Origin of the sequence: Enterococcus sp. DIV1444a, assembly GCF_051712125.1 — a bacterium.
Lineage (GTDB): Bacteria > Bacillota > Bacilli > Lactobacillales > Enterococcaceae > Enterococcus > Enterococcus faecalis.
Genome location: NZ_JBIOOG010000001.1, coordinates 42596 through 64004, shown reverse-complemented (window position 1 = coordinate 64004; position 21409 = coordinate 42596). Strand labels below are relative to the sequence as shown.

General features: G+C 39.8%; 19 protein-coding genes and 1 other annotated feature. All 19 genes read right to left on the bottom strand.

All coding sequences use genetic code 11. From position 1 onward, the window contains the following. Positions 1-124 precede the first annotated feature (124 nt). Complete coding sequence (locus IGI87_RS00270; RefSeq protein WP_438735989.1) at positions 125-4330, bottom strand: 5'-nucleotidase C-terminal domain-containing protein; 4206 nt, start codon at positions 4328-4330, stop codon at positions 125-127. A gap of 440 nt (positions 4331-4770) precedes the next feature. Next, the gene (gene glmU / locus IGI87_RS00265) at positions 4771-6147 is read right to left on the bottom strand and encodes a bifunctional UDP-N-acetylglucosamine diphosphorylase/glucosamine-1-phosphate N-acetyltransferase GlmU (protein WP_104855083.1); all 1377 of its coding nucleotides are present in this window, start codon (positions 6145-6147) and stop codon (positions 4771-4773) included. A gap of 211 nt (positions 6148-6358) precedes the next feature. Then, a complete protein-coding gene (purR, locus tag IGI87_RS00260; protein ID WP_002381336.1) occupies positions 6359-7180 on the bottom strand; it encodes a pur operon repressor in 822 nt (273 codons plus the stop codon). A gap of 143 nt (positions 7181-7323) precedes the next feature. Beyond that, positions 7324-8163, bottom strand: coding sequence for a metal ABC transporter permease (locus IGI87_RS00255; protein WP_002383493.1), 840 nt, complete (start codon positions 8161-8163; stop codon positions 7324-7326). A gap of 160 nt (positions 8164-8323) precedes the next feature. Continuing rightward, on the bottom strand, positions 8324-9016 hold the full coding sequence (locus IGI87_RS00250; RefSeq protein ID WP_002356064.1) for a metal ABC transporter ATP-binding protein: 693 nt from the start codon (positions 9014-9016) through the stop codon (positions 8324-8326). Positions 9017-9041: 25 nt separating this feature from the next. Further along, complete coding sequence (locus IGI87_RS00245; protein ID WP_438735988.1) at positions 9042-9995, bottom strand: metal ABC transporter substrate-binding protein; 954 nt, start codon at positions 9993-9995, stop codon at positions 9042-9044. Positions 9996-10143: 148 nt separating this feature from the next. Further along, the gene (gene ispE, locus IGI87_RS00240) at positions 10144-10995 is read right to left on the bottom strand and encodes a 4-(cytidine 5'-diphospho)-2-C-methyl-D-erythritol kinase (protein ID WP_104855081.1); all 852 of its coding nucleotides are present in this window, start codon (positions 10993-10995) and stop codon (positions 10144-10146) included. Between the two features lie 180 nt (positions 10996-11175). Beyond that, positions 11176-11478, bottom strand: coding sequence for a Veg family protein (locus IGI87_RS00235; protein WP_438735987.1), 303 nt, complete (start codon positions 11476-11478; stop codon positions 11176-11178). A 57-nt stretch (positions 11479-11535) separates the two neighbouring features. Further along, positions 11536-12102: a sigma-70 family RNA polymerase sigma factor gene (locus IGI87_RS00230; protein WP_113795111.1), complete on the bottom strand. Its 567-nt coding sequence runs from the start codon at positions 12100-12102 to the stop codon at positions 11536-11538. Between the two features lie 85 nt (positions 12103-12187). Beyond that, positions 12188-12718 (bottom strand): NYN domain-containing protein, encoded by a 531-nt coding sequence (locus IGI87_RS00225; RefSeq protein ID WP_002356058.1) that lies wholly within the window; start codon positions 12716-12718, stop codon positions 12188-12190. Positions 12719-12732: 14 nt separating this feature from the next. Beyond that, on the bottom strand, positions 12733-13590 hold the full coding sequence (gene rlmB, locus IGI87_RS00220; RefSeq protein WP_002378685.1) for a 23S rRNA (guanosine(2251)-2'-O)-methyltransferase RlmB: 858 nt from the start codon (positions 13588-13590) through the stop codon (positions 12733-12735). Continuing rightward, on the bottom strand, positions 13580-13978 hold the full coding sequence (locus IGI87_RS00215; RefSeq protein ID WP_002356056.1) for a Mini-ribonuclease 3: 399 nt from the start codon (positions 13976-13978) through the stop codon (positions 13580-13582). Before IGI87_RS00215 ends, rlmB begins: the two co-directional genes overlap by 11 nt. Then, a complete protein-coding gene (gene cysS, locus IGI87_RS00210) occupies positions 13975-15387 on the bottom strand; it encodes a cysteine--tRNA ligase (protein WP_438735986.1) in 1413 nt (470 codons plus the stop codon). Before cysS ends, IGI87_RS00215 begins: the two co-directional genes overlap by 4 nt. After that, positions 15380-15919 (bottom strand): serine O-acetyltransferase EpsC, encoded by a 540-nt coding sequence (epsC, locus tag IGI87_RS00205; RefSeq protein ID WP_002356054.1) that lies wholly within the window; start codon positions 15917-15919, stop codon positions 15380-15382. Before epsC ends, cysS begins: the two co-directional genes overlap by 8 nt. Before the next feature lie 64 nt (positions 15920-15983). Further along, positions 15984-16190: a binding site (T-box leader), on the bottom strand. Then, a complete protein-coding gene (gene gltX / locus IGI87_RS00200; protein ID WP_113795113.1) occupies positions 16190-17647 on the bottom strand; it encodes a glutamate--tRNA ligase in 1458 nt (485 codons plus the stop codon). Its footprint overlaps the feature before it by 1 nt. 52 nt (positions 17648-17699) lie before the next feature. After that, complete coding sequence (gene ispF / locus IGI87_RS00195) at positions 17700-18173, bottom strand: 2-C-methyl-D-erythritol 2,4-cyclodiphosphate synthase (protein ID WP_002367570.1); 474 nt, start codon at positions 18171-18173, stop codon at positions 17700-17702. Between the two features lie 18 nt (positions 18174-18191). Next, positions 18192-19337 carry a PIN/TRAM domain-containing protein gene (locus IGI87_RS00190; protein WP_002368622.1) on the bottom strand — a complete coding sequence of 382 codons (1146 nt, stop codon included), beginning with the start codon at positions 19335-19337 and terminating at the stop codon, positions 18192-18194. A 100-nt stretch (positions 19338-19437) separates the two neighbouring features. After that, positions 19438-20808, bottom strand: coding sequence for a DNA repair protein RadA (radA, locus tag IGI87_RS00185; protein ID WP_104855077.1), 1371 nt, complete (start codon positions 20806-20808; stop codon positions 19438-19440). Between the two features lie 78 nt (positions 20809-20886). Continuing rightward, a complete protein-coding gene (locus IGI87_RS00180) occupies positions 20887-21372 on the bottom strand; it encodes a dUTP diphosphatase (protein ID WP_002361472.1) in 486 nt (161 codons plus the stop codon). Between the last annotated feature and the right edge of the window lie 37 nt (positions 21373-21409).

The window sequence follows — 21409 nt, the reverse complement described above, 5'->3', positions numbered from 1 at the left end:
TTCACAGAAAAAACTCTTCATTTTTTAATTTTTAGAATATTCTTATAATACTAAAATTAAAAACAAATGGCAAGTATTAAAATAAAAAAAGAACCAATCCCGAAGGACGGTTCTTAAAAAATGACTAACTAGCTTTGTTACGTCGTTTATAAATATACCAGCCAGAAGAAGAAAGTCCAACGAACAGTAAACCATATAACGCAAGCGTTTCTGTTTCTGTACCCGTTTTAGGTAAAAAGCCGCCATATTTTTTCTTCTCTGTTACGGATTGATTGCTCTGTCTTGCTCCCGCTTGGTTCTGTTTATTGGTTGCTACTGGTGTTTCTGGTGTTGGTTTCGGGTCTGATTTTGGATCTGATGTTGGGTCTGGTTTTGGGTCTGGTTTTGGATCTGGTTTTGGATCTGGTTTTGGATCTGGTTTTGGATCTGGTTTTGGATCTGGTTTTGGATCTGGTTTTGGATCTGGTTTTGGATCTGGTTTTGGATCTGGTTTTGGATCTGGTTTTGGATCTGGTTTTGGATCTGGTTTTGGATCTGGTTTTGGGTCTGGTTTTGGATCTGGTTTTGGATCTGGTGTTGGATCTGGTTTTGGATCTGGTGTTGGATCTGGTGTTGGATCTGGTTTTGGCGTCTCTCCTCCACCGATTAACTCTTTGTAAGCTTCTTCCGAAAGAGAAACAATTCGTTCGCCTGGGAATGGTTCTTTATATTGTGCTAAATCAATCGTCGTTGCTGCACGATACAACCGCAAGCTGGTTGCACTTTTCAAGTATTCAATCAAGACAGCATCTAGTGAAATCCCTTCTTCTCGTTCACCACCTAGCATATCGTAACCATCACCACCAGCAGCTAAGAAATCATTGGTAGCCATCCGGTATTGTTTCTTCTCATCCAATGGTTCAAACTTTTGTGTTTGCCGATTTTTAATTTCTATTCCTAATACGCGACTACCGACAATCGTTTGTCCTGTTTCATTGCCTTCGTCACTAGCCAAGCGAGTACCTGGTTTTGTGGAATCATAGTGGATACGAATGGAGCTTGAAACATGTAGGAAACCACCATTTGCGCCAAGTTTTGGTTGGCCAGCATCATCTAGTAAAATTGTGCCATTCTCATCTTTTTGTGGAATCGAACGAACAGACATTTCAAACATTTCTTTAACTTGAGCGCCGGTTACTTGAATTTGCGCAATGCTATTGCCAAAAGGTAACACAGCAATGACATCCCCAACTTTAATTGGCCCTTGTTTAATATCAGCGCGAATGCCGCCACCATTAGTTACTGCAAAATCAGCAGGTTGACTAAACGCGTCTTGGCCATATGACATAATCGCATCACCAATCAAATTCCCTAAGTTGGTCTCTCGTGTGCGCACATTTTCTCGTTGTCCATCCAATGTGAATGGAATATAATCGACAATTACTTTTTCATTTTCAGCGTTAAAATTCGTTCGTGCTTCATCAACGATGGCTTTAACTGCCGGGTTTTCTGACAATTCTAGCAACTCTGCTGCTGGAATCAATTTTGCTGTTTTCTTAGTTAGTTCACTCTCTGGTGCTGTGACAATTCCAACATTATTTAAATAATTACCCGTTTGAGCATAGATTACTTTGCCATAACGTTTGCCACTTTCGACGGCTGTATGCGAATGGCCATCAATCACAGTGATATCTAACTCAGGATATGTTTGATTAAGGGTTTCTGCTAGCGTATCACCACGCCAGATATGCGGCGTCGTCTCATCTACGCCTAAATGCCCAGTAACCACGAAAGCTTGAATATCCGCGTACTTCTCTTTAATTTCCTTAATTACTGCTTCTACTTCTGGAATCGGGTCTTTAAACGTCACCTTCTCCACGTTTTTCGGGTGTGTTTTCGTTGCTGTTTCTGGGGTTGTCACACCTACAATGGCAAACTTTTTCCCAGCTTTTTCTACGATTGTATACGGATCAAAAACCCGTCCACTGCCATCTTTGTAATACGTATTACTAGATAAAATCGGAAAATTCAGTTGGTCTTTATAGCCTAGTGCAATCTCTAAACCAAAATCAAACTCGTGATTTCCCACCGCCATGGCATCATAACCAACTTCATTCATTGCTTTGGCCATATCCGCGCCTTTGGAGAAATTGGAGATTGGTAATCCTTGGAAAACATCCCCGGCATCCACCATCAAGGTTGGGTTTTCTTGGTCTTTAAAGGTTTTTAGACGCGCCATACCTAATTCGCCTTTCCCTGCTTCTAGTCGTCCATGAACGTCATTTGTGTGCATAATGGTATATGCATTATCTAAATCAAAGCCCGCATTACGGACGTCTTGTTTCGTAATAGAAGCGGCGTTTGGTGTACGTCCATCAGGAGAAGTCGGAATTTGAAGAGTGCCGTCATTCACTAATTCGATTGCTTTGGCACGCCATTTTTCATCAAAATTTGTCCCAATAATTGACCAATTTCGTTCGATTTCTTGTTCTGGATCAAGCGTTCCTTTTTTCTTAATATAATCAACAATCATTCCTCGTAAGGTTTCTGGATCAGAATTTTTAATAGGTTCCCCTACTTGAATCCCTTGGCTAGCTAAACCGCCGTAACGATAATTATTCATAGCAATCGTATATTCTTTGGCAGGATCAAGCGGTTGGCCGTCAATTTTCGCATCTACAATTCGTTTACCCACTGGTTTTGAAATGTCAATCTTGTAGTCCACTCCAGAAATCATGTCATAGTTATACACACGAATGTTTGGATTAAAACTAATGGTCAAATCATCTGGCTGTGTTTGGTTATAGTACGCCCCTTGTTTTTCTAAATACTTCAGTAAGTTTTCACCGTTAATGGGAACACTCACTAAGGTATTCGGGTATTTGTAGATATCAAAAATCGTGGCGTAGGAAATCTTCCCAGCAGGTAATTTACTGTCGTATTTAAACAGGGCTGCCGCACTTAATTGTGCGCCTGTTACTTCTTTTTGAACGTTATTAATTAAAGAAATCATCGCTGTTGGTTGTAATTGTGCTTCGGGAATTCCTTTAACTTCTTGTTTTGGTAGGAAATCAGCTGTGGCTGTGCCGATTTCCTCTTGAATAAACGCTCGCGTTTTTTCATGGTATTCTTTCGTCGCTGCCTTAACTGCTTCATCTGCCGGAACATTCGTTGTTGGTACAATCGTTGCTGTACCTTCTTGTACTTCCCATTTATCAGCATTTTTAGCAACTGAAAGATCAATCTTGACAACTTCTGTCCCCGTATCTTTCGGTCCGCCTACCGGTACAGTTTTTCCATTCGGCGCTGCTCCTTGCTTGGTAAAAGAAAGGTGGTCATGGCCCAGAATATACGCATCAATCCCCGCGACATTTTCAATCACTTGGTCGGCACTGGCAGCTGGATCACTATTTTGTTGTCCCGCATGAATCGAAGCAACAATAATGTCAGCCTGATCGTTAGTTTTCAACTCAGCAACTGCTTTTTCTGCTTCTTCTTTCAAAGGTAAAAAATTAAGCGAAGTAACACGAGGGCCATCCCACAAAGGAATGTGCGGGATTGTTAAGCCGATAATCCCAACTTTTAAATCTGGCTGCCCATCTTGATTAAAATCAAGTTCCTTCGTGGTAGTCCCTTCAACAAAACGACGACCATCTTCCTTATTGTAGGTATTCGCAGACAAGATTGGAAAAGTGGCTTCTTGTTGAATTTTTTTGATTAATGGTAAACCAAAATTAAACTCATGATTCCCCAAAACCATTGCATCATACTTCATCACATTCATTGCTGTGATCATTGGATGAGTCTTTTCATTCACTAAAGGCGCTTTATTATACAAGTCATCTGTTAAAATAGTGCCTTGAATATTGTCGCCATTATCAATTAAAACGGTGCCTGCTGGGTTTTGTGCCCGGACTTGGTTGACGACTGTACTTACTTGGGACAAACCAACTGGTAGTTCTTTATCATCTTCATAAGACCAATTCCATAATTGACCATGAACATCTGACGTACCTAAAATTGTTATTTTTTGCGGCGTGCTCGTTTCTTCTTTTTCAGCGGTTGACGTTTCTAAATTCGTCGTCTCTGTTGGTGCCGTGGTTTCTTGTGACTGCTTGACACTGTCACTCGTAGCCTGATTTGGTGCTTCTTGTTTGCTGTCTGTTGTTTCCTGTGTGATGACTGGTTCTTGTTTTCTACTTGAATCGGTGGTACTTGTTACTGCTTCTGAACTTTGTTGACTCGTTGTTTCTATTGCATATGCCGTACTAGTAACGCTTGGCGCTATCAACGCAACAGCCATTAAAAAATGCATGCCCCACTTCACTTTTTTAAAGCTCAACTTTTTCACAAATTTCCTCCTTGTGTTTCAACCCATTTGCAACAAACAATTGTCAAAGTAACAAACAACAAAAAGAGCCTTCCCCCATCACACTGCTCTTCTTTCCCTATAATAATATATCCGTTAAATAAAAAACAGTAAATTCCGTTAAAATAAGATGTTTTTCCTGTAAATTGTTTTTATTTTTGGACAATATAGTGGGTTTTTTTGTGAAAAAAATAATAATTTTAACTAAAACACGAACTTTATAAAAAAGAAAGTCTTTTTATATTGGAAAAGAAGAACAAAAACTATTTTTTTGAAAAAAATAACTAAAAATACCGAACAAACAGCATTGGTCTAGTCCTTGAACGTCTCTAAACAAATACTAGCAGCAATTGGTCTAGTCTTTAAGGAGGAAAAAGAACGCTCTTTTGCTTAAGCAAAAGAGCGTTCTTTTTTATTTGAGATTAATCCTTCATATAAGGTAACTTTTTAGCATAGCCTTCTTTATTCACTTGACGTGCCCGGGCAATCGCCAAATCTTCTGAAGGGACATCTTCCGTGATGGTTGAACCAGCAGCAGTCACCGCATGATCACCAATCGTGACTGGCGCAACAATGTTCGTTGCGGAGCCAATAAATGCGTGATCACCTACGATTGTTTGGTGTTTATTTTTGCCATCATAATTAACAAAAACAACGCCGCAACCGACATTAATATCTTTGCCTAATGTTGCATCACCAACGTATGTTAAATGGCCCACTTTTGTGCCTTCATCGATTGTTGCATTTTTTACTTCCACGAAGTTACCAATGTGTACGTTTGCCCCCACATCTGCTTTAGGACGTAAATGTGCATACGGACCTACATCGGCCCCCTCGCGAACCACACTTTCTTCAATCATAGACTGTTTAACAACCACTTGATTGCCGATGTGACTATCAATGATTTCTGAATGTGCGCCAATCAAGCAATCTTCGCCAATCACTGTTTTTCCTTTGATAGTGACTCCCGCTTCAATGACTGTGTCTGAACCAATTACCACGCCTTCATCAATATACGTTGTATCAGGATCAATAAATGTAACACCATTTCGCATATGCATTTCATTTAAACGACGATGCATAATTTTATTAGCAGTGGATAAAGCGACACGATCATTTACACCCATTGCTTCGTCAAAGTCTGCCATTTGGTAAGCAGCAACAGCTTTGCCTTCTTTTTTCAAAATTTCAATGATATCTGTTAAATAGTATTCCCCTTGTGTATTGTTTGTATCTGTTTTCGCTAACGCTTCAAACAATGATTCATTATCAAAACAGAAGGTTCCTGTATTAATTTCTTGAACACGCGCTTCTTCTTCACTAGCATCTTTTTGTTCCACGATTCGTTCAACAATGCCCACATGATCACGAATAATTCGACCATAGCCTGTTGGATCTTCAGCATGTGCTGTTAAAATAGTCGCACTTGCATTTTTACCTTGATGGTAATCGAATAAGTTTTTCAAGGTTTCCGCAGTTAATAACGGCGTATCCCCTGTAATAACTAATGTTGTTCCTTGTTTACCACCTAATAACTCTTGTGCTTGCATGACTGCATGCCCAGTTCCTAATTGTTCAGCTTGTAAGGCATATTGACTACGTTCGCCTAAATGACTTTTTATCATTTCCGCCCCGTGTCCTACAATCGTTACGATTTCTGTTGGTTCTGTTTGTTCTACTTGATCTAAAATATGTTCCACCATTGGTTTACCAGCAACTGGATGCAATACTTTGTAAAGTTTAGATTTCATGCGTGTTCCTTTACCAGCTGCTAAAATAATTGCGTATCTATTTTCCACGTTTGCCACCTCAAATTAACTAAATTGTTTGCTTTTCTTCTAAATCGTTCTCATCAATACCTTTTCTAGTTTATCTTACTCTTTTGTCTTTTTCAACAAAATAAGGCATTTAAAAGGTAGACCAATTTATTTTCTCATCTTTTTTTAAAGGAATAAAACAGAAAAAAAGAACCTGAAAATGGGATGGACCATTTTCACGCTCTTTTTCAAATTATTTCTCTGTGAAATAATTTCCTGGGACTACGCTAATCGTTTTTGTCTGTGTATCCACATCTTCCACGTACAATAGCGAAGTATAGTCATCGATTGCACGACGGCCATTGAATTTTGACTCAGCAAAAACGGTAATGCCAACAAGTTCTGCTTCAAATTCTTCAATCATACTCTTCATACCATTGACGGTGCCGCCGCCTTTCATGAAGTCATCCACGACTAAAACTTTGGATCCGCGTTTTAAGCTGCGTTTTGAAAGTTCCATTTTTTCGATACGTTCTGAAGACCCTGATACATAGTTCACGCTCACCGTTGAACCTTCAGTAATCTTAGAATCGCGACGAACAATCACAAACGGAACATTTAAGTAATAAGACACAGCTTGCGCAATTGGCACTCCTTTGGTCGCAACGGTCATTACCGCATCAATTTGTTTGCCTAAATATTTAGAAGCAATAATCCGGCCCACTTGTCTTAATAAATTCGGTTCCCCAAGTAAATCTGAAAGATAAACATAGCCCCCAGGTAATAAGCGATCTTGTTCTGACAAACGATCACACAAATCCATAATCAGCTGCTCCGCTTCCTCATAAGGAATTTCAGGGATAAAGCGGACACCGCCTGCAGCGCCTGGAATCGTTTCTAAAATACCTGTTCCACGTTCTTTAAATGTTTTTTTAACAATTGCTAAATCTTCACTAATGGAAGACTTGGCAGATTGGTATCGGTCAGCAAAATATGTCAAAGAAACCAATGTATGGGGATGATCTAAAAGATATTGGGTCATATCGATTAATCGTTCACTTCTCCGAATTTTCAAATTCGTCACTCCTTTTCATTCTATCGTTCCTTATTATAAGGGGTTTATCCGAAAAATTCGAGGATTTTTTTCAAATAACTGAAAATAGTTCGCCATTTCTTTTAAAAAAAAGAAATAAAGGAGAAAAACTTTCGTTTTTCTCCTTAGTTTCTTTGCATTTTTTGTTTTCGTTGGACCATAACAACCACTCGGCGATAAATATTGACTAATAAGAATAAACCAATAAAAATTAGGGTAATGCTTGCACTCGGTGGTGTTTCCAAATAATACGAGCTAGTCAACCCTGTTAGCATGCCAATCAAGCCCATAAACACACTGATGATGATCACCGTGTTGAAGCCTTTACCAATTCGCATACCAATCGCAGCTGGTAAGACCATAATTGCTGAAATTAACAAGGCCCCCGCGATCGGAATCATCACAGCAATCGCCACACCAGTAATTACATTAAAAAGCATCGACATCCAATGAATAGGTAGCCCATCGACATGAGCAGTATCTTCATCAAATGTTAAAACGTACATTGGGCGTTTAAATAACATAAACAATAAAACTAAAACTACGAATAAAATCGCCAACATAACCACTTGATCCCACGTAATCGTGACGATGGAACCAAATAAATACGATTGAATACTAGCAGCTGAATTGCCTCCTGTTAAATTCATTAAAACTAATGCCAAAGCCAAACCGCCTGACATTAAAATAGCAATCGAAATTTCTGAATAGGTGCTATAAATCATTCGTAAATATTCTAGAATGATTGCAGCCACAATTACGACAATTAGGGTCATTAAATTAGGATTCCAATTAAAAAAGAAGCCTAGTGCCACACCGGCTAATGACACATGTGAGAGGGTATCTGCCATTAAAGATTGTCGACGAATAACTAGAAAGACGCCGAGCATTGGGGCAATCACTGAGATAAACAGTGCTGCTAAAAAGGCCTTTTGCATAAATGCATAAGAAAGCATTTCTGCCATACGATTCACTCCTTACCGCTAAAATGAACACTACCATTGTAGCGACGTTTAAGCGAATTAATTTTTTAATTCCTGCTTATTTTTAAATTTTTCCAGCATTTCTTTAAGCCGTTCCTTGGCTTTCGTTATGATCGAGCCAGATAACGTTTTATTGGAAAATTTACGTATACGATTCTTCACTCATATGGAAGCAACGCCATTTCGAATCTTCTTTGCGGACAAGACGAATTTGACGATCTACATAGGTTTTGATATCTTCATGATCATGCGTAATCATCAAAATAGCTTTTCCATGTTCATGCGCACTGTGTTGCAACAATTGATAAAATTCGTTTCGCGATTGTTCATCCATACCTGTTGTTGGCTCATCTAAAATAAATAAATCTGGATCGGTCGCAAATACTCGCGCTAAACTAATCCGTTGCTTTTGCCCGCCAGAAAGCTCGCCAATTCGTTTGTGGCGCATTTCCCACATATCCACTGATTTCAAAGCTTTTTCCACGTGAAGATGATCTTTTTTCGTCAACGGTTTGAACCAACGATTTCTAGGAAAGCGACCTGAACGTACTAATTCAATGACGGTGCTAGGAAAGCCCGCATTGAAAGAAGCGACTTGTTGTGGAATGTAGCCAATGCTGATTTTTTCACCAGCACTATTTTTTTTAGCAACCGTAATTTTGCCACTTGTTGGTTTTAATAACCCTAAGGTACTTTTGATCAGCGTTGACTTGGCAGCGCCATTTTCTCCTGTTAAAATAACGAATTCCCCTGGATCAACATAATAAGAAACATCTTCTAAAACAGGTTCATCATCATAATAGAAGGTTAAATTTTCGACTTCAATATAATGCATAAGTTGGCTCCTTTCTGTTGCCAGATTAATGGATGCTTTTTTGCAAAGCAGCGAGATTTTCTTTCATGACAGACACATAGTTCTCGCCTGCTTCTTGTTCTTTTTGAGTTAAACTCTCTAAAGGATTCAATACGGCTAATTCGACGCCTGTCTCGTCTGCCAATGTTTTGGCTACTTTTGTAGAAGCCGATGCTTCAAAATAGATCACAGAAACATTGTTTGTTTTAATATATTTTTTTAATTCGGCTAAACGACTTGGCGAAGGTTCTTGGTCTGGAGAAATCCCAGCAATCGGTTCTTGGGTCAAGTCATATTGTTTCGCCAAATAGCCAAATGCAGCATGTTGCGTCACAAAGGTCCGATTTTTAGCGCCTGCAAACGCAGCTTGGTATTCCTTATCTAGCGCAGTCAATTTTTCCAAATAAGCAGCAGTATTTTTTTCAAATACGGCTTTTTTCTCAGGATATTTTTTGATAAGCGCATCCCGAATCGCTGTCACTTCTTTTTGCGCTAACACGGGATCTAACCAGACATGCGGATCCAGTTCGTGGGAATGGTTACGGCCTTCATGACCTTCTTCGCCAGATTCTTCCTCTTCTGTTCCTTGCATCAATTGAATGGATTGACTGGCTTCCACGATTGAAACTTTTTTCGTGTCCAAGTTTTCAATAACATTCGGAACCCAAGTTTCTAGCTCTTTACTATTATAAACAAAGACATCCGCATCAGTAATTTTCGCTAAGTCTTTTGCGCTTGGTTCATAATCGTGTGGTTCCGTTCCAGCTGGAATCAACAGCTCAACCTCTCCCTCATCACCAACGACTTGTTTTGCGAAGTCGTACATCGGATAAAAAGTAGTCATTACTGTGAGCTCTTTCTTCTCTTTTGGCGATTGTGTGGTTTGTCCACAACTAGCTAAAAGAAAAACACTAATTGCTAAAGTAACGCCGATTATCAAACGGCGATAGATTTTCGTCATGTTCTGTCCTCTTTTCGATTTACCTATTATAAACCGTAATATTTACGATTTGCCAGGAATAATGTACCAAATGGAACACGGGACGTCAAGGAATAAATTTAAAAAAACAACAAGACAACATTTTGGCTAGCTGTCTTGTTGTTTTTACTTATTTCAATGTCCGAACCAAATAAACTTCTTCGCAAAAGCCTTTAAGTCCATTATAAATCCGTTGTGCTCGTGTTTTCTTTTCACACAAAGCAAAGACTGTCGGTCCACTGCCACTCATCAACGCTGCATCAGCGCCGTACTTTAGCATGCGATCCTTGATTTGCTGCACGATCGGATGTCTGGCAATCGTGACACTTTCCAACGCATTGCCGACCGTCTGGGTCATCCCAGTATAATCACCATTTTCAATGGCTATTCTTAGTCCAGCAATATCTGGATGATGCAATTCATCTACCGCTAAATCATTAAAAACGGTACTGGTGGATACACTAATTCTTGGCTTAACTAACACAATCCAACATTGAGGCATGGTCGGTAATGCTTCAATTTCCTCCCCACGTCCGTTTGCAAAGGCTGTTCCACCCCTCAAACAATAAGGAACATCCATACCAATTTGGCTACCAATTTCACAGAGTTCGTCCATCGTCAACCCCAGATTCCACAGTTTGTTCAAGCCTCGTAATGCTGCGGCACAGTCACTGCTACCACCTGCTAAACCAGCTGCCACGGGGATGCGCTTTTCAATATATATTTTAATTCCTTTATGAATATTATAGGTACGCTTTAATAAATCAACTGCTTGATAGACATGATTCCGTCGATCCACGGGTAAAAAAGAGCTGTCCGTTTCAATACGAATGATGTCTTCTTCTAGATTTTCAAAAGTTAAATGATCAGCTAAATCTACACTTGCAAAAATAGATTCAACTTCATGATAGCCATCCACACGCTTATGGAGAACATCTAACCCAAGATTAATTTTCGCAGGAGCTCGTTCGATTATTTCCATCGGTTCCCTGATTCACCTTCCTTAATCTTTTGTCTACCAACATTTTAATCTTTTAGATTCTATCATATGTCCATGAAGAAGTACACCGAAGATTGCTCTTTCTCAGACGACGGATTGTTGAAATTAAAAAGAGCTTAGGAACGAAGGGCTCTTCCTTCACTCCTAAGCGGACTTTCTAAATTATACGGCTTGACCGATGAATTCGATTTCAACGGTGCGTGTTAAAACATCTGAATAGCTATAAGATACACGTTCAAATGAGTTCTCGTCTGGATCCAAGTCAACAACAAAAACAGATGGATAAGTCTCCGTTAAGATTCCTTTACGTTCTGTTTGGCGCTTTCTTCCAGTCTGAGCAACTAACATAATTTCACTGCCGATACGGCCTTCCAAATCTTTCTTAATTGACGATAACGTTGTTGGCATTGCATTCACCTCGAGAAATATTATACCACTTTTTTTAAAAAATTTCAAGTTTATCATACTAGAAGTCTGTTTGCAACTACTTTTGCTCGACAAATCGACTGTTTTGTCGAATTTTTATTCATTTTCTAATGTATATTTCATTTTTGCTTTGGCACGATCATAGGCACTTCGGACAGCTGAAAAAGTTCCCCCACGTGCTTTAGCGATTTCTTCTAACGTATAGCCTTTTAAGTATGCGTTTAAAATTTGTTGTTCCAACGAGGAAAGACGTGTCGGAAAGGCTGCCAATTTTTCTTGAATCATTAATTGACCTAATGGGTCGGTTGCCGCTGTCCCTAAATAGTCCACTAACTCTTCACCAGCGCTTTCTAAGCGTTGTTCCAGGGAAATAGATAAGGTATCTGTTCGCCGCTTATAGGCGCATTGATGGCGAATTAAGCTATGTACGTGATTTTCAAAATTTCGTTTAAAAAACTTTCCTAATGATGCTTGTTTTTCTGAATCAAATCGTTCTAACGTCCGATAGAAGACAATTCGCCCTTCTTGAAGCCAGTCCTCAGTATCATAATCTTTTAAATAGTATTTTTTCATGCACTTATAAATCACTGGCTGATATTGCCCATATAAGGCTTGAAATTGTTCTTGGTCTCCTGCTAATGCTTGTTGAATCTGTTCTAACATAAAAAGCCCTCCTTTTCGATAAACGTATCGAATGATTTAGGAGAGCATAGCATGTTAGAAATTTATGACTTAAGCGAACATTTGTTTAATCTTTTTTTTGAGACAATTCTTCTAGCTTCTCAGAAAGTTTTGATAACTGCTCCACGTTCCATGGAGAATTTCGACGAAATTGCTGGAAATGGATATCCGTTGCATGAATGGCAATCGTCTTTTCTGTTTTCTGGACAGCTTTGTAAAGTTCATTGGCCGAAGTCCGCAATGCGCCTTGTGAAAAGACCACCCATTGTTCAGCCAAGTCACTCGTTGCGACTGTTACTTGCGTTAAACGATCATTTTTTTCACCAGCTAGACGTTCAATATAACTATCTGCTGTTTCATCTTCTTTGGTGAAAACCACGGTCAAAAGGTACTTTTTGTACGTTTGCTGAATGCCTGGGACTAATTGGGCATCAAAGACCACAATGATTTCCAACCCTTCATATTTGGCATAATTGGACAGACGACTAAGAAGCAGTTCACGCGCATCCTCTAAACGCTCTTGCTTTTTCAACTGGACCAATTCTGGCCAAGCACCAATCATATTATAGCCATCAACAATTAACAATTGTTTTTTCATACAATCGCCTGCTTCTATAATGGGTTGCGGCCACGATAGACTTCATACATTAGCAAGCCTGCAGCCACACCAGCGTTTAAGCTTTGAACGTGTCCAGTCATTGGAATCGTTAATAATTCATCCACTTCTTTATGAAGACCTTGACTCATGCCACGACCTTCATTTCCGATAATTAAGGCAATTGCGCCTTGTGTATTCCAGCGACGATAATCCGTCCCAGACATATCTGTACCAAAAATCCAAAATTGATTCTCTTTTAGCGTTGCAATACTTTGCGCTAGATTCGTTACACGAGCCACTGGAATATGTTCCACGGCCCCTGTTGACGCTTTGGTTACGGTTGGTGTAATTCCCACTGCACGATGTTTCGGAATGATAATACCGTCCACGCCTGTCGCATCAGCAGTTCGCAAAATTGAGCCAAAGTTATGTGGGTCCTCTAGACTGTCTAAAATTAGGAAAAATGGTGTTGCTGTCTTTTCTTTTGTTTGTTCCAATAATTCTTCTAAAGTTAAATATTGATACGCTGTGATTGCTAAAACCATACCTTGATGCACACCGTGATCACTCATCGTATCTAATTTTGCTTTAGGCACCCATTTGACTGGCACCGCCTGTTCTTTCGCTGCTTGTTTTAATTGCTCAATTTTCTCGCCACGAGCATCTTCTTGTAAAAACAATTTATTCCCGCGTCCTTGCTGCAACGCCTCGACAGTGGCATGGAAACCAAAGACAAAGTTATCTGCTAGCTCTTCTGAGGTTCCATCAGCACCTGCTGTCGCTGGTCGTGGGTTCCGTTCTTTTGAACGCTTGTCTGAACGTTCGGGACGTTTCTTACCTTTTTTAAAAGGACGAGATTTTTCATTTTTCATTGGTTTCACCTACTTTCTTGATACACCAGTTAATTAATTCTTCTAAACGTTCTTTTTGTTGTGTTAAATGTAAATAGCCCATCAAGGATTCGAAACCGGTCGCTACCCGATAGGTTGTCACATCAGCATTTTTAGCAAAGGTGTGACTTTTAGCATTTCGACCGCGTTTGTACATCACTTCTTCTTCCTCCGTTAGCATTTCTCCCGCTAACATCGCTTGCATTAAGCTTGCTTGGGCTTTTGCTGACACGTAGTGTGTCGCCATGCGATGCAAAACATTCGGTTTCGTTTGTCCTAAGGAAACTAAATAATCACGAATGTAAATTTCATAAATCGCATCGCCAACATAGGCCAAAGCTAAACCGTTTAATTGTTTGTAATCTCTCATTCACTTCTTCTCCATCTCGTTCCTTGCGGAGTATCTTCTAAAACAATGCCTTGTTCTTTTAATAAATCGCGGATTTCATCACTTCGGGCAAAATCACGGTCTTTCCGTGCTTGGTTCCGTTCTTCAATTAAGGCATCGACTTCTGCATCCACTAATTCTTCGTTTTTAAAGAATAAACCAAAAATAGCTAACCAGCCACTGAAAAGCTTATCCATCGCCACTAGAATTGGTTCCGAAACTGCCGCTTGTTCACTATACTGATTCATCACCTTTGCTAATTCATAAACGACCGTAATCCCGTTAGCTGCATTGAAATCATCGTCCATTTCCGTAATAAAACGTTGTTCTAATTCGTTTAATTGCGCTAAATAGTGTTCATCCTCTGGCAAACTTGCAACAGCATCTGCTTGTCTAAAACGTAAATTTTCAAACGCATTTTTCAATTTTTGATAATTGGCTGCTGCCTCTTTTAGAGTGCTTTCGCTATAACGAATCGGACGACGGTACTGGGTGGTAGACATAAAGAAACGTAAAATTTGCGGATCCACTTTTTGAATCATTTCATGAACAGTTATGAAGTTACCCAAGGATTTACTCATTTTTTCATCGTCTTCACCAATTGTGACATAGCCGTTATGCATCCAGTAATTGGCAAAGGTATGGCCTGTTTTGGCTTCGCTCTGTGCAATTTCATTCTCATGATGTGGAAATTCTAAATCTTGTCCACCGCCGTGAATATCAATAGTCTCTCCCAAGTGTTTTGTCGCCATGACAGAGCATTCAATATGCCAGCCGGGACGTCCTTTCCCCCAAGGAGAATCCCAAGAAATTTCATCTTCTTTGGCACTTTTCCAAAGAGCAAAATCCAATGGGTCTTCTTTTAATTGTTGTTCAACGCCAGTTCGTTGACTTGCCCCCACTTCTAATTCATCAATCGATTGATGGCTTAATTTACCATAATTAGGGAATTTACGGGTGCGATAATACACATCACCTGCGACCTCATAAGCAAAGCCTTTTTCAATTAAAACTTCGATAAAAGCTAAGATATCAGGCATGTGGTCCATCACCCGAGGATGTAACGTTGCTGGTTGGACATTCAATGCTTGCGTATCTTCTTCAAAAGCTTTGATAAAACGCTCCGCCACTTCCGGCGCAGTAATTTTCAATTCTTTGGCTGCCTTGATAATTTTATCATCGACATCTGTAAAGTTCGAGACATAATTCACTTCATACCCACGATATTCAAAATAACGACGAATCGTATCAAAGGCGATTGCACTGCGCGCATTACCAATATGGATATAGTTATAAACGGTTGGTCCGCAAACATACATCCGAACTTTATGCGCCTCAATTGGCGTAAATACTTCTTTTTCTCTGGTCAATGTATTATAAATTTTAATCATGCCCTTTTTCCACCTTTCTTCCATTTAGACGAACGACTTTCGCAGGAACACCCACAGCTGTGGCATCTGCTGGGATGTCTGAAATAACAACAGCACCCGCACCAATTTTTGAACGTTCACCAATCACAACTGGCCCTAAAATTTGAGCTCGTGCCGAAATCATCGCTCCTTTTTTCACTGTTGGATGGCGTTTACCCGTATCACGGCCGGTCCCACCTAACGTCACTCCGTGAAACAAGACGACATCTTCTTCTATTTCCGCGGTTTCCCCAATCACAATGCCCATGCCGTGATCGATAAAAACTCCCGCCCCAATTGTGGCGCCGGGGTGTATTTCTACGCCCGTTATGAAACGCCAAAATTGTGCATGAATTTTCGCCAATAAAAACAACTGATGCCTATATAAGAAATGAGACAAGCGATGCCAAAACAGGGCGTGCAAGCCAGGATACGTTAAAAGAACTTCTAGTGTGGTCCGCGCTGCAGGATCGTTTCTTTTAACAGCTGCGACGCTACGTTTCAACCAACTCATATAGTGAACTCCTTTCTATTATACAAAAATAAAAAACGTCTTTTAAGCAACAAAAAAACGTTGCTTAAAAGACGCCCATGCGTGGTTCCACTTTTCTTCACAAGAACTAGCTCTTGCCTCGATACAGTTAACGCCTGCCGACGTCTTCGGTTACTTTTTTCACCAAAGCCACTCATAGATGCATTTCGACAAAAGATGCTCGCTGTTCTCACCACCCACAGCGTCTCTGAAATCCATCTGACTGTCTACTTCTTCTATTCTTTGTGTTTTTTACAACACTTTATTTAAATGATCTAATGCTTTTTCTTTACCTAATAATTCGATGGTTTCGCCTAATTCAGGACCATGCATTTGTCCAGAAACAGCAATTCGAATTGGCATAAACAAGTTTTTGCCTTTAACGCCGGTTTCTTTTTGGACGGCTTTAATCGCTGCTTTAATACTTGGGACATCGAAAACGTCCAAGGCTTCTAATTGTTCTTTAAACGCATGTAACACAGTTGGCACTGTTTCTCCTTGCAAGAATTCTTTCGCGGCATCATCTAAAACTGGATGTTCATTAAAGAACAAGTTTGATAGTTCCACAATTTCAGCTGCATAACTCATTTGTGGTTGATACAAGCTAACTAATTGTTTTAACCATTCAATTTTTTCAGGAGATGGATTTTCTTCAACACGACCGTCAGCGACTAAATAAGGAAGACACATATCTGTTAGTTCACCTAAGTCCATTTGTTTCATGTATTGATTGTTAATCCATTCTAATTTTTTCGCATCAAAGGCCGCTGGTGACTTGCTTAAGCGTTGTTCATCAAACAATTTAATCAAGTCTTCTTGTGAGAAGATTTCTTCTTCGCCAACAGGAGACCATCCTAGTAAAGCAATAAAGTTGAACATGGCTTCTGGTAAGTAACCTAATTCACGGTATTGTTCAATAAATTGTAAAATTGTTTCATCACGTTTGCTCAATTTTTTGCCAGTTTCTGAATTAATGATTAAAGTCATATGGCCAAAGACAGGTGGTGTCCATTCAAACGCTTCGTAAATCATTAATTGTTTTGGTGTGTTCGCAATGTGATCATCGCCACGTAAAACGTGAGAAATTTTCATTAAGTGATCATCTACTGCAACGGCAAAGTTATACGTTGGCATCCCATCGCGTTTTTGGATGACAAAATCGCCACCAATGTTATCTGACTCAAAAGTAATTTCACCTTTCACGATGTCATCAAATTTGTATTCTGTGTTACGTGGCACACGGAAACGAATCACTGGTTCTAGACCAGCCGCTTCTTTGGCTGCTTGTTCAGAAGGTGTTAAATTCGCACAAGTGCCTGCGTAGTGAGGCATTTCACCACGAGCTTGTTGTGCTTCACGTTCTGCTTCTAATTCTTCTGGCGTACAATAACACTTATACGCGCGATTACTACTTAATAATTGATCAATCAATGGTTGATAAATTTCTTTACGTTCTGATTGACGATATGGACCATATTCTCCCGGATGAGCAGGTGATTCATCCCATTCTATCCCTAACCATGCTAAGTTTTCCAACTGACTTTTCTCGCCGTCTTCGATGTTCCGTTTTTGGTCGGTATCCTCGATACGAATGATAAATTCTCCGTCATTGTGGCGGGCAAATAAGTAGTTAAATAATGCGGTTCTTGCATTCCCAATGTGCAAGTGTCCAGTTGGACTTGGTGCGTAACGCACACGAACTTTCGTCATGTTCATTCCTCTTTCCATTTTTTAAAAACAGACGGTTTAACGTCGTTTTCAGTTATTTTTCCAATAAAGCAACGGCAATTGCGCCGATTCCTTCTTTTTTACCAACAAAGCCCATCGTTTCCATGGTCGTTGCCTTAATGTTCACTTGTGTGACTGCTAAGTGGCAACTCGCGGCTAGATTCTTTTTCATCTCTGCCAAGTATGGGCTCATCTTTGGCTCTTCCGCTAAAATTGTACAATCAATATTGCCAATAGTAAAGCCCGACCGCCCAACTTTTTCATTTACTTTTTTTAATAAGTTTACAGAATTCGCATTTTTGAACTGCGGATCGGTTTCGGGAAACAGTTGTCCAATATCACCCAGACCAGCGGCACCAAGGATTGCATCAATAATTGCATGTGTTAAAACATCGGCATCTGAGTGACCTAACAGACCTTTTTCATAAGGAAGAGTAACCCCACCAATAATTAAAGGTCGTTGCGGAACTAATTGATGAACATCAAAACCTTGACCAATTCGAATCATACTAAGTCCTCGCTTTGCTTAATTTTTATCGTTTTTAGGATGGTTATCCTTGCGATCATTAATCCCGCGACCCGCATGCGCCGGTTTGGCAAAAATCATACGTCCAGCTGCGGTTTGTAAAGCACTTGTAACGACCACTTCGATTTGCTCATTCATGTAATGCTGGCCATCTTCTACCACAACCATTGTGCCATCATCTAAGTAAGCGACCCCTTGTTGACGCTCTGTTCCGGCTTTTACAACCATCACATTCATCGTTTCACCTGGAATCACCACTGGTTTCACAGCATTAGCTAAGGCATTAATGTTTAAAACAGGCACATTTTGAAATTCAGAGACTTTGTTTAAGTTGTAGTCATTGGTCACAACCACGCCATCTAATAATTTTGCTAATTTGATTAATTTACTGTCTACTTCAGAGATATCCTCGAAATCTCCGTCATACATCTCAACGGAGATACCTTCTTCTTTTTGTAAAGCATTTAAAATATCTAAGCCACGACGACCTCTCACCCGTTTTAAACTGTCTCCAGAATCAGCAATGTATTGTAATTCATATAAAACAAAGTTAGGGATGAGCAAAACACCTTCTAAAAAGCCCGTTTTAGCGATATCGTAGATTCTGCCATCAATGATGACACTGGTGTCTAAAATTTTGTATTTATGGAAGTTGTCTTCCACTTTACGTTCCAACATTTGTCCTTCGGTGTCTTCCGTATTTGCTTTCTTTTGGCGAGGTGTAAAAACTTTTTTCCACTCCTCAATCCGTGTTGTTCCCATTCGGAAACCTAAGTAACCCAGAATAATCATAACTAGAATTGGCAGTAAACTATTCACGACAGGGATTTGTAAGTTGTACATGGGAATGGAGATAATGACGCCAATTGTTAAACCAATGATGGCACCAATACTTCCAAATAATAAATAGGTTAAACTCATTTCATTTAAAGCTGCTTCGATTTTTTTGACAGCGGAAACAATATACTTTGCTAACCCTAAAGATAAAATAAAGAAAATAATTGCACCGATTAATCCGTTCGTAAAGTTATTGTTTAACCAACTGTTATTGCCTTGCTTAGCCATTTCCCAAGCCATTGGGAAAAGAGAAATTCCTAAACTTGCACCAGCAATGATCATCAGCAACGTGATGATTCGTTTTTGCATATAGCCATCCTCCTCGTTTATTTAATAAAGACGTCTAGTGTTGTGGGGCGTATAAAAATCATACGCCACCAACAAACTAAACGGATTATTTCTACTTTCATTATTTAAAAACTTTTCTTAACGTTTCACCAATTGTTGAAACGCCAATAATTTCAATACCTTCAGGCGCTTCCCAGCCACCCAGGTTATTTTTAGGGACATAGACCTTTGTAAAGCCTAGTTTTTGCGCTTCACGCACTCGTTGTTCAATACTATTCACGCGGCGGATTTCACCAGTTAAACCAATCTCACCAATGAAACATTCCGAAGATGAGGTTCCTTTTTCTTTATAGCTAGAAGCAATACTGATTGCTAACGCTAAATCAATGGCTGGTTCATTAATTTTGACTCCACCAGCAGCTTTTAGGTACGCATCTTGGTTTTGTAACAAAAGACCTGCCCGTTTTTCTAAAACCGCCATGATTAAAGAAACGCGATTAAAGTCCAACCCGGTGGTCGTTCGCTTGGCATTGCCAAACATCGTTGGGGTAACTAACGCTTGGATTTCCACCAAAATAGGGCGTGAACCTTCCATTGCTACCACAATTGAAGACCCGGTGGCTCCTTCTAAACGTTCTTCTAAAAAGACCTGAGAAGGATTCATAACTTCAACCAATCCATGTGTCTGCATTTCAAAAATACCAATCTCATTCGTTGAGCCAAACCGATTTTTGACAGCCCGTAAGATTCTAAAGGTGTGATGCTTATCTCCTTCAAAATAAAGAACCGTGTCTACCATATGTTCCAACATCCGTGGCCCTGCGATAGACCCTTCCTTCGTTACGTGTCCGACAATAAAAATGGCAATTCCATTCGTTTTTGCCAGTTTCAATAATTCGGCAGTTGTTTCTCGGACCTGACTGACACTACCAGCAACGCTGGTAACATCTGGCTGCGTCATTGTTTGAATCGAGTCAATAATGACATAATCTGGTTCTAATTTTTCAATGGCTCGTGAAATTTCGTGCATATCTGTTTCTGCGTATAAGTAAAATGTCTCGTTGACGGTGCCTAAACGCTCCGCTCGCAATTTAATTTGCTCAGCACTTTCTTCACCAGAAACATATAAAACCGTGCCACCTGTGGCTGCTAATTGTTGCGATACTTGTAAGAGCAATGTTGACTTACCAATTCCGGGATCGCCACCGATTAAAACTAATGAACCTGGAACAACGCCACCACCTAAAACACGATTCAGCTCCGCTAACTCGGTTTTTACACGAGGCTCTTTTTTAGGTACGACTTCAGATAGCCGTTGTGGTTGTGTCTTTTTACCAGTCAAACTTACTCTAGCACGACGATCAGAAGTATCTTGAATAACCTCTTCCACCATCGAATTCCATTGCCCGCAATTAGGACAGCGGCCGAGATATTTTGGAGACACATACCCACAGCTTTGACATTCAAATTGAACTTTTGCTTTTTTTGCCATGTAGAATCTCCTTATCTGTTGTTTATTTTAACATTTATTAAATGGTTTGAATAACGTTGCCTACTGAAAAAATGGTCTTTATTTTTGTCCAGACGAACCAAAACCGCCCGTTCTTTCTGCCTCGACTTGGTCATCATCTGCTAATAGAAACGGCTTAAAAATCCCTTGGCCAATTCGTTCACCTTTTTCAATGACAACATCTTCATATCCAAAGTTTAAAAATTGGAACATGATATGCCCCTCGTTATTCTCGTTATTATAATAATCACTGTCAATGACTCCAACACCATTCGCTAAAAGTAGGAACCGTTTTAGCGGGTTCGAAGAACGACTCACCAATTCTAAATATTCAGAATCAGGCATATACGCCTTAATTCCTGTTTTAACTAAAATTGGTTTGGGATTTTCTCCAGCTTGTTGTAACTTCCAAAGACTTGGTACAACAACCGTTTCGGCTGCTTGAAAATCATACCCAGCGGCACCTTTTGTTGCTCGTTGTGGGACACTCAAGCCCTCTTCTTGATACTTAGAAATAATCTCAAAACCACGTTGTTTCATATTCATTCTCCCCTACTGTCTAAACTACTCCTATTTTACCATA

What these genes read in the sequence shown, in the direction of transcription:
- IGI87_RS00255 (WP_002383493.1), bottom strand. Translation starts at nt 8,163, where the DNA reads ATGGCAGAAATGCTTTCTTATGCATTTATGCAAAAGGCCTTTTTAGCA.
- IGI87_RS00250 (WP_002356064.1), bottom strand. Translation starts at nt 9,016, where the DNA reads ATGCATTATATTGAAGTCGAAAATTTAACCTTCTATTATGATGATGAA.
- IGI87_RS00245 (WP_438735988.1), bottom strand. Translation starts at nt 9,995, where the DNA reads ATGACGAAAATCTATCGCCGTTTGATAATCGGCGTTACTTTAGCAATT.
- ispE (WP_104855081.1), bottom strand. Translation starts at nt 10,995, where the DNA reads ATGGAAATAATCGAACGAGCTCCTGCGAAAATTAATCTTGGGTTAGAT.
- IGI87_RS00235 (WP_438735987.1), bottom strand. Translation starts at nt 11,478, where the DNA reads ATGATAAACTTGAAATTTTTTAAAAAAAGTGGTATAATATTTCTCGAG.
- IGI87_RS00230 (WP_113795111.1), bottom strand. Translation starts at nt 12,102, where the DNA reads ATGTTAGAACAGATTCAACAAGCATTAGCAGGAGACCAAGAACAATTT.
- IGI87_RS00225 (WP_002356058.1), bottom strand. Translation starts at nt 12,718, where the DNA reads ATGAAAAAACAATTGTTAATTGTTGATGGCTATAATATGATTGGTGCT.
- rlmB (WP_002378685.1), bottom strand. Translation starts at nt 13,590, where the DNA reads ATGAAAAATGAAAAATCTCGTCCTTTTAAAAAAGGTAAGAAACGTCCC.
- IGI87_RS00215 (WP_002356056.1), bottom strand. Translation starts at nt 13,978, where the DNA reads ATGAGAGATTACAAACAATTAAACGGTTTAGCTTTGGCCTATGTTGGC.
- cysS (WP_438735986.1), bottom strand. Translation starts at nt 15,387, where the DNA reads ATGATTAAAATTTATAATACATTGACCAGAGAAAAAGAAGTATTTACG.
- epsC (WP_002356054.1), bottom strand. Translation starts at nt 15,919, where the DNA reads ATGAGTTGGTTGAAACGTAGCGTCGCAGCTGTTAAAAGAAACGATCCT.
- gltX (WP_113795113.1), bottom strand. Translation starts at nt 17,647, where the DNA reads ATGACGAAAGTTCGTGTGCGTTACGCACCAAGTCCAACTGGACACTTG.
- ispF (WP_002367570.1), bottom strand. Translation starts at nt 18,173, where the DNA reads ATGATTCGAATTGGTCAAGGTTTTGATGTTCATCAATTAGTTCCGCAA.
- IGI87_RS00190 (WP_002368622.1), bottom strand. Translation starts at nt 19,337, where the DNA reads ATGCAAAAACGAATCATCACGTTGCTGATGATCATTGCTGGTGCAAGT.
- radA (WP_104855077.1), bottom strand. Translation starts at nt 20,808, where the DNA reads ATGGCAAAAAAAGCAAAAGTTCAATTTGAATGTCAAAGCTGTGGGTAT.
- IGI87_RS00180 (WP_002361472.1), bottom strand. Translation starts at nt 21,372, where the DNA reads ATGAATATGAAACAACGTGGTTTTGAGATTATTTCTAAGTATCAAGAA.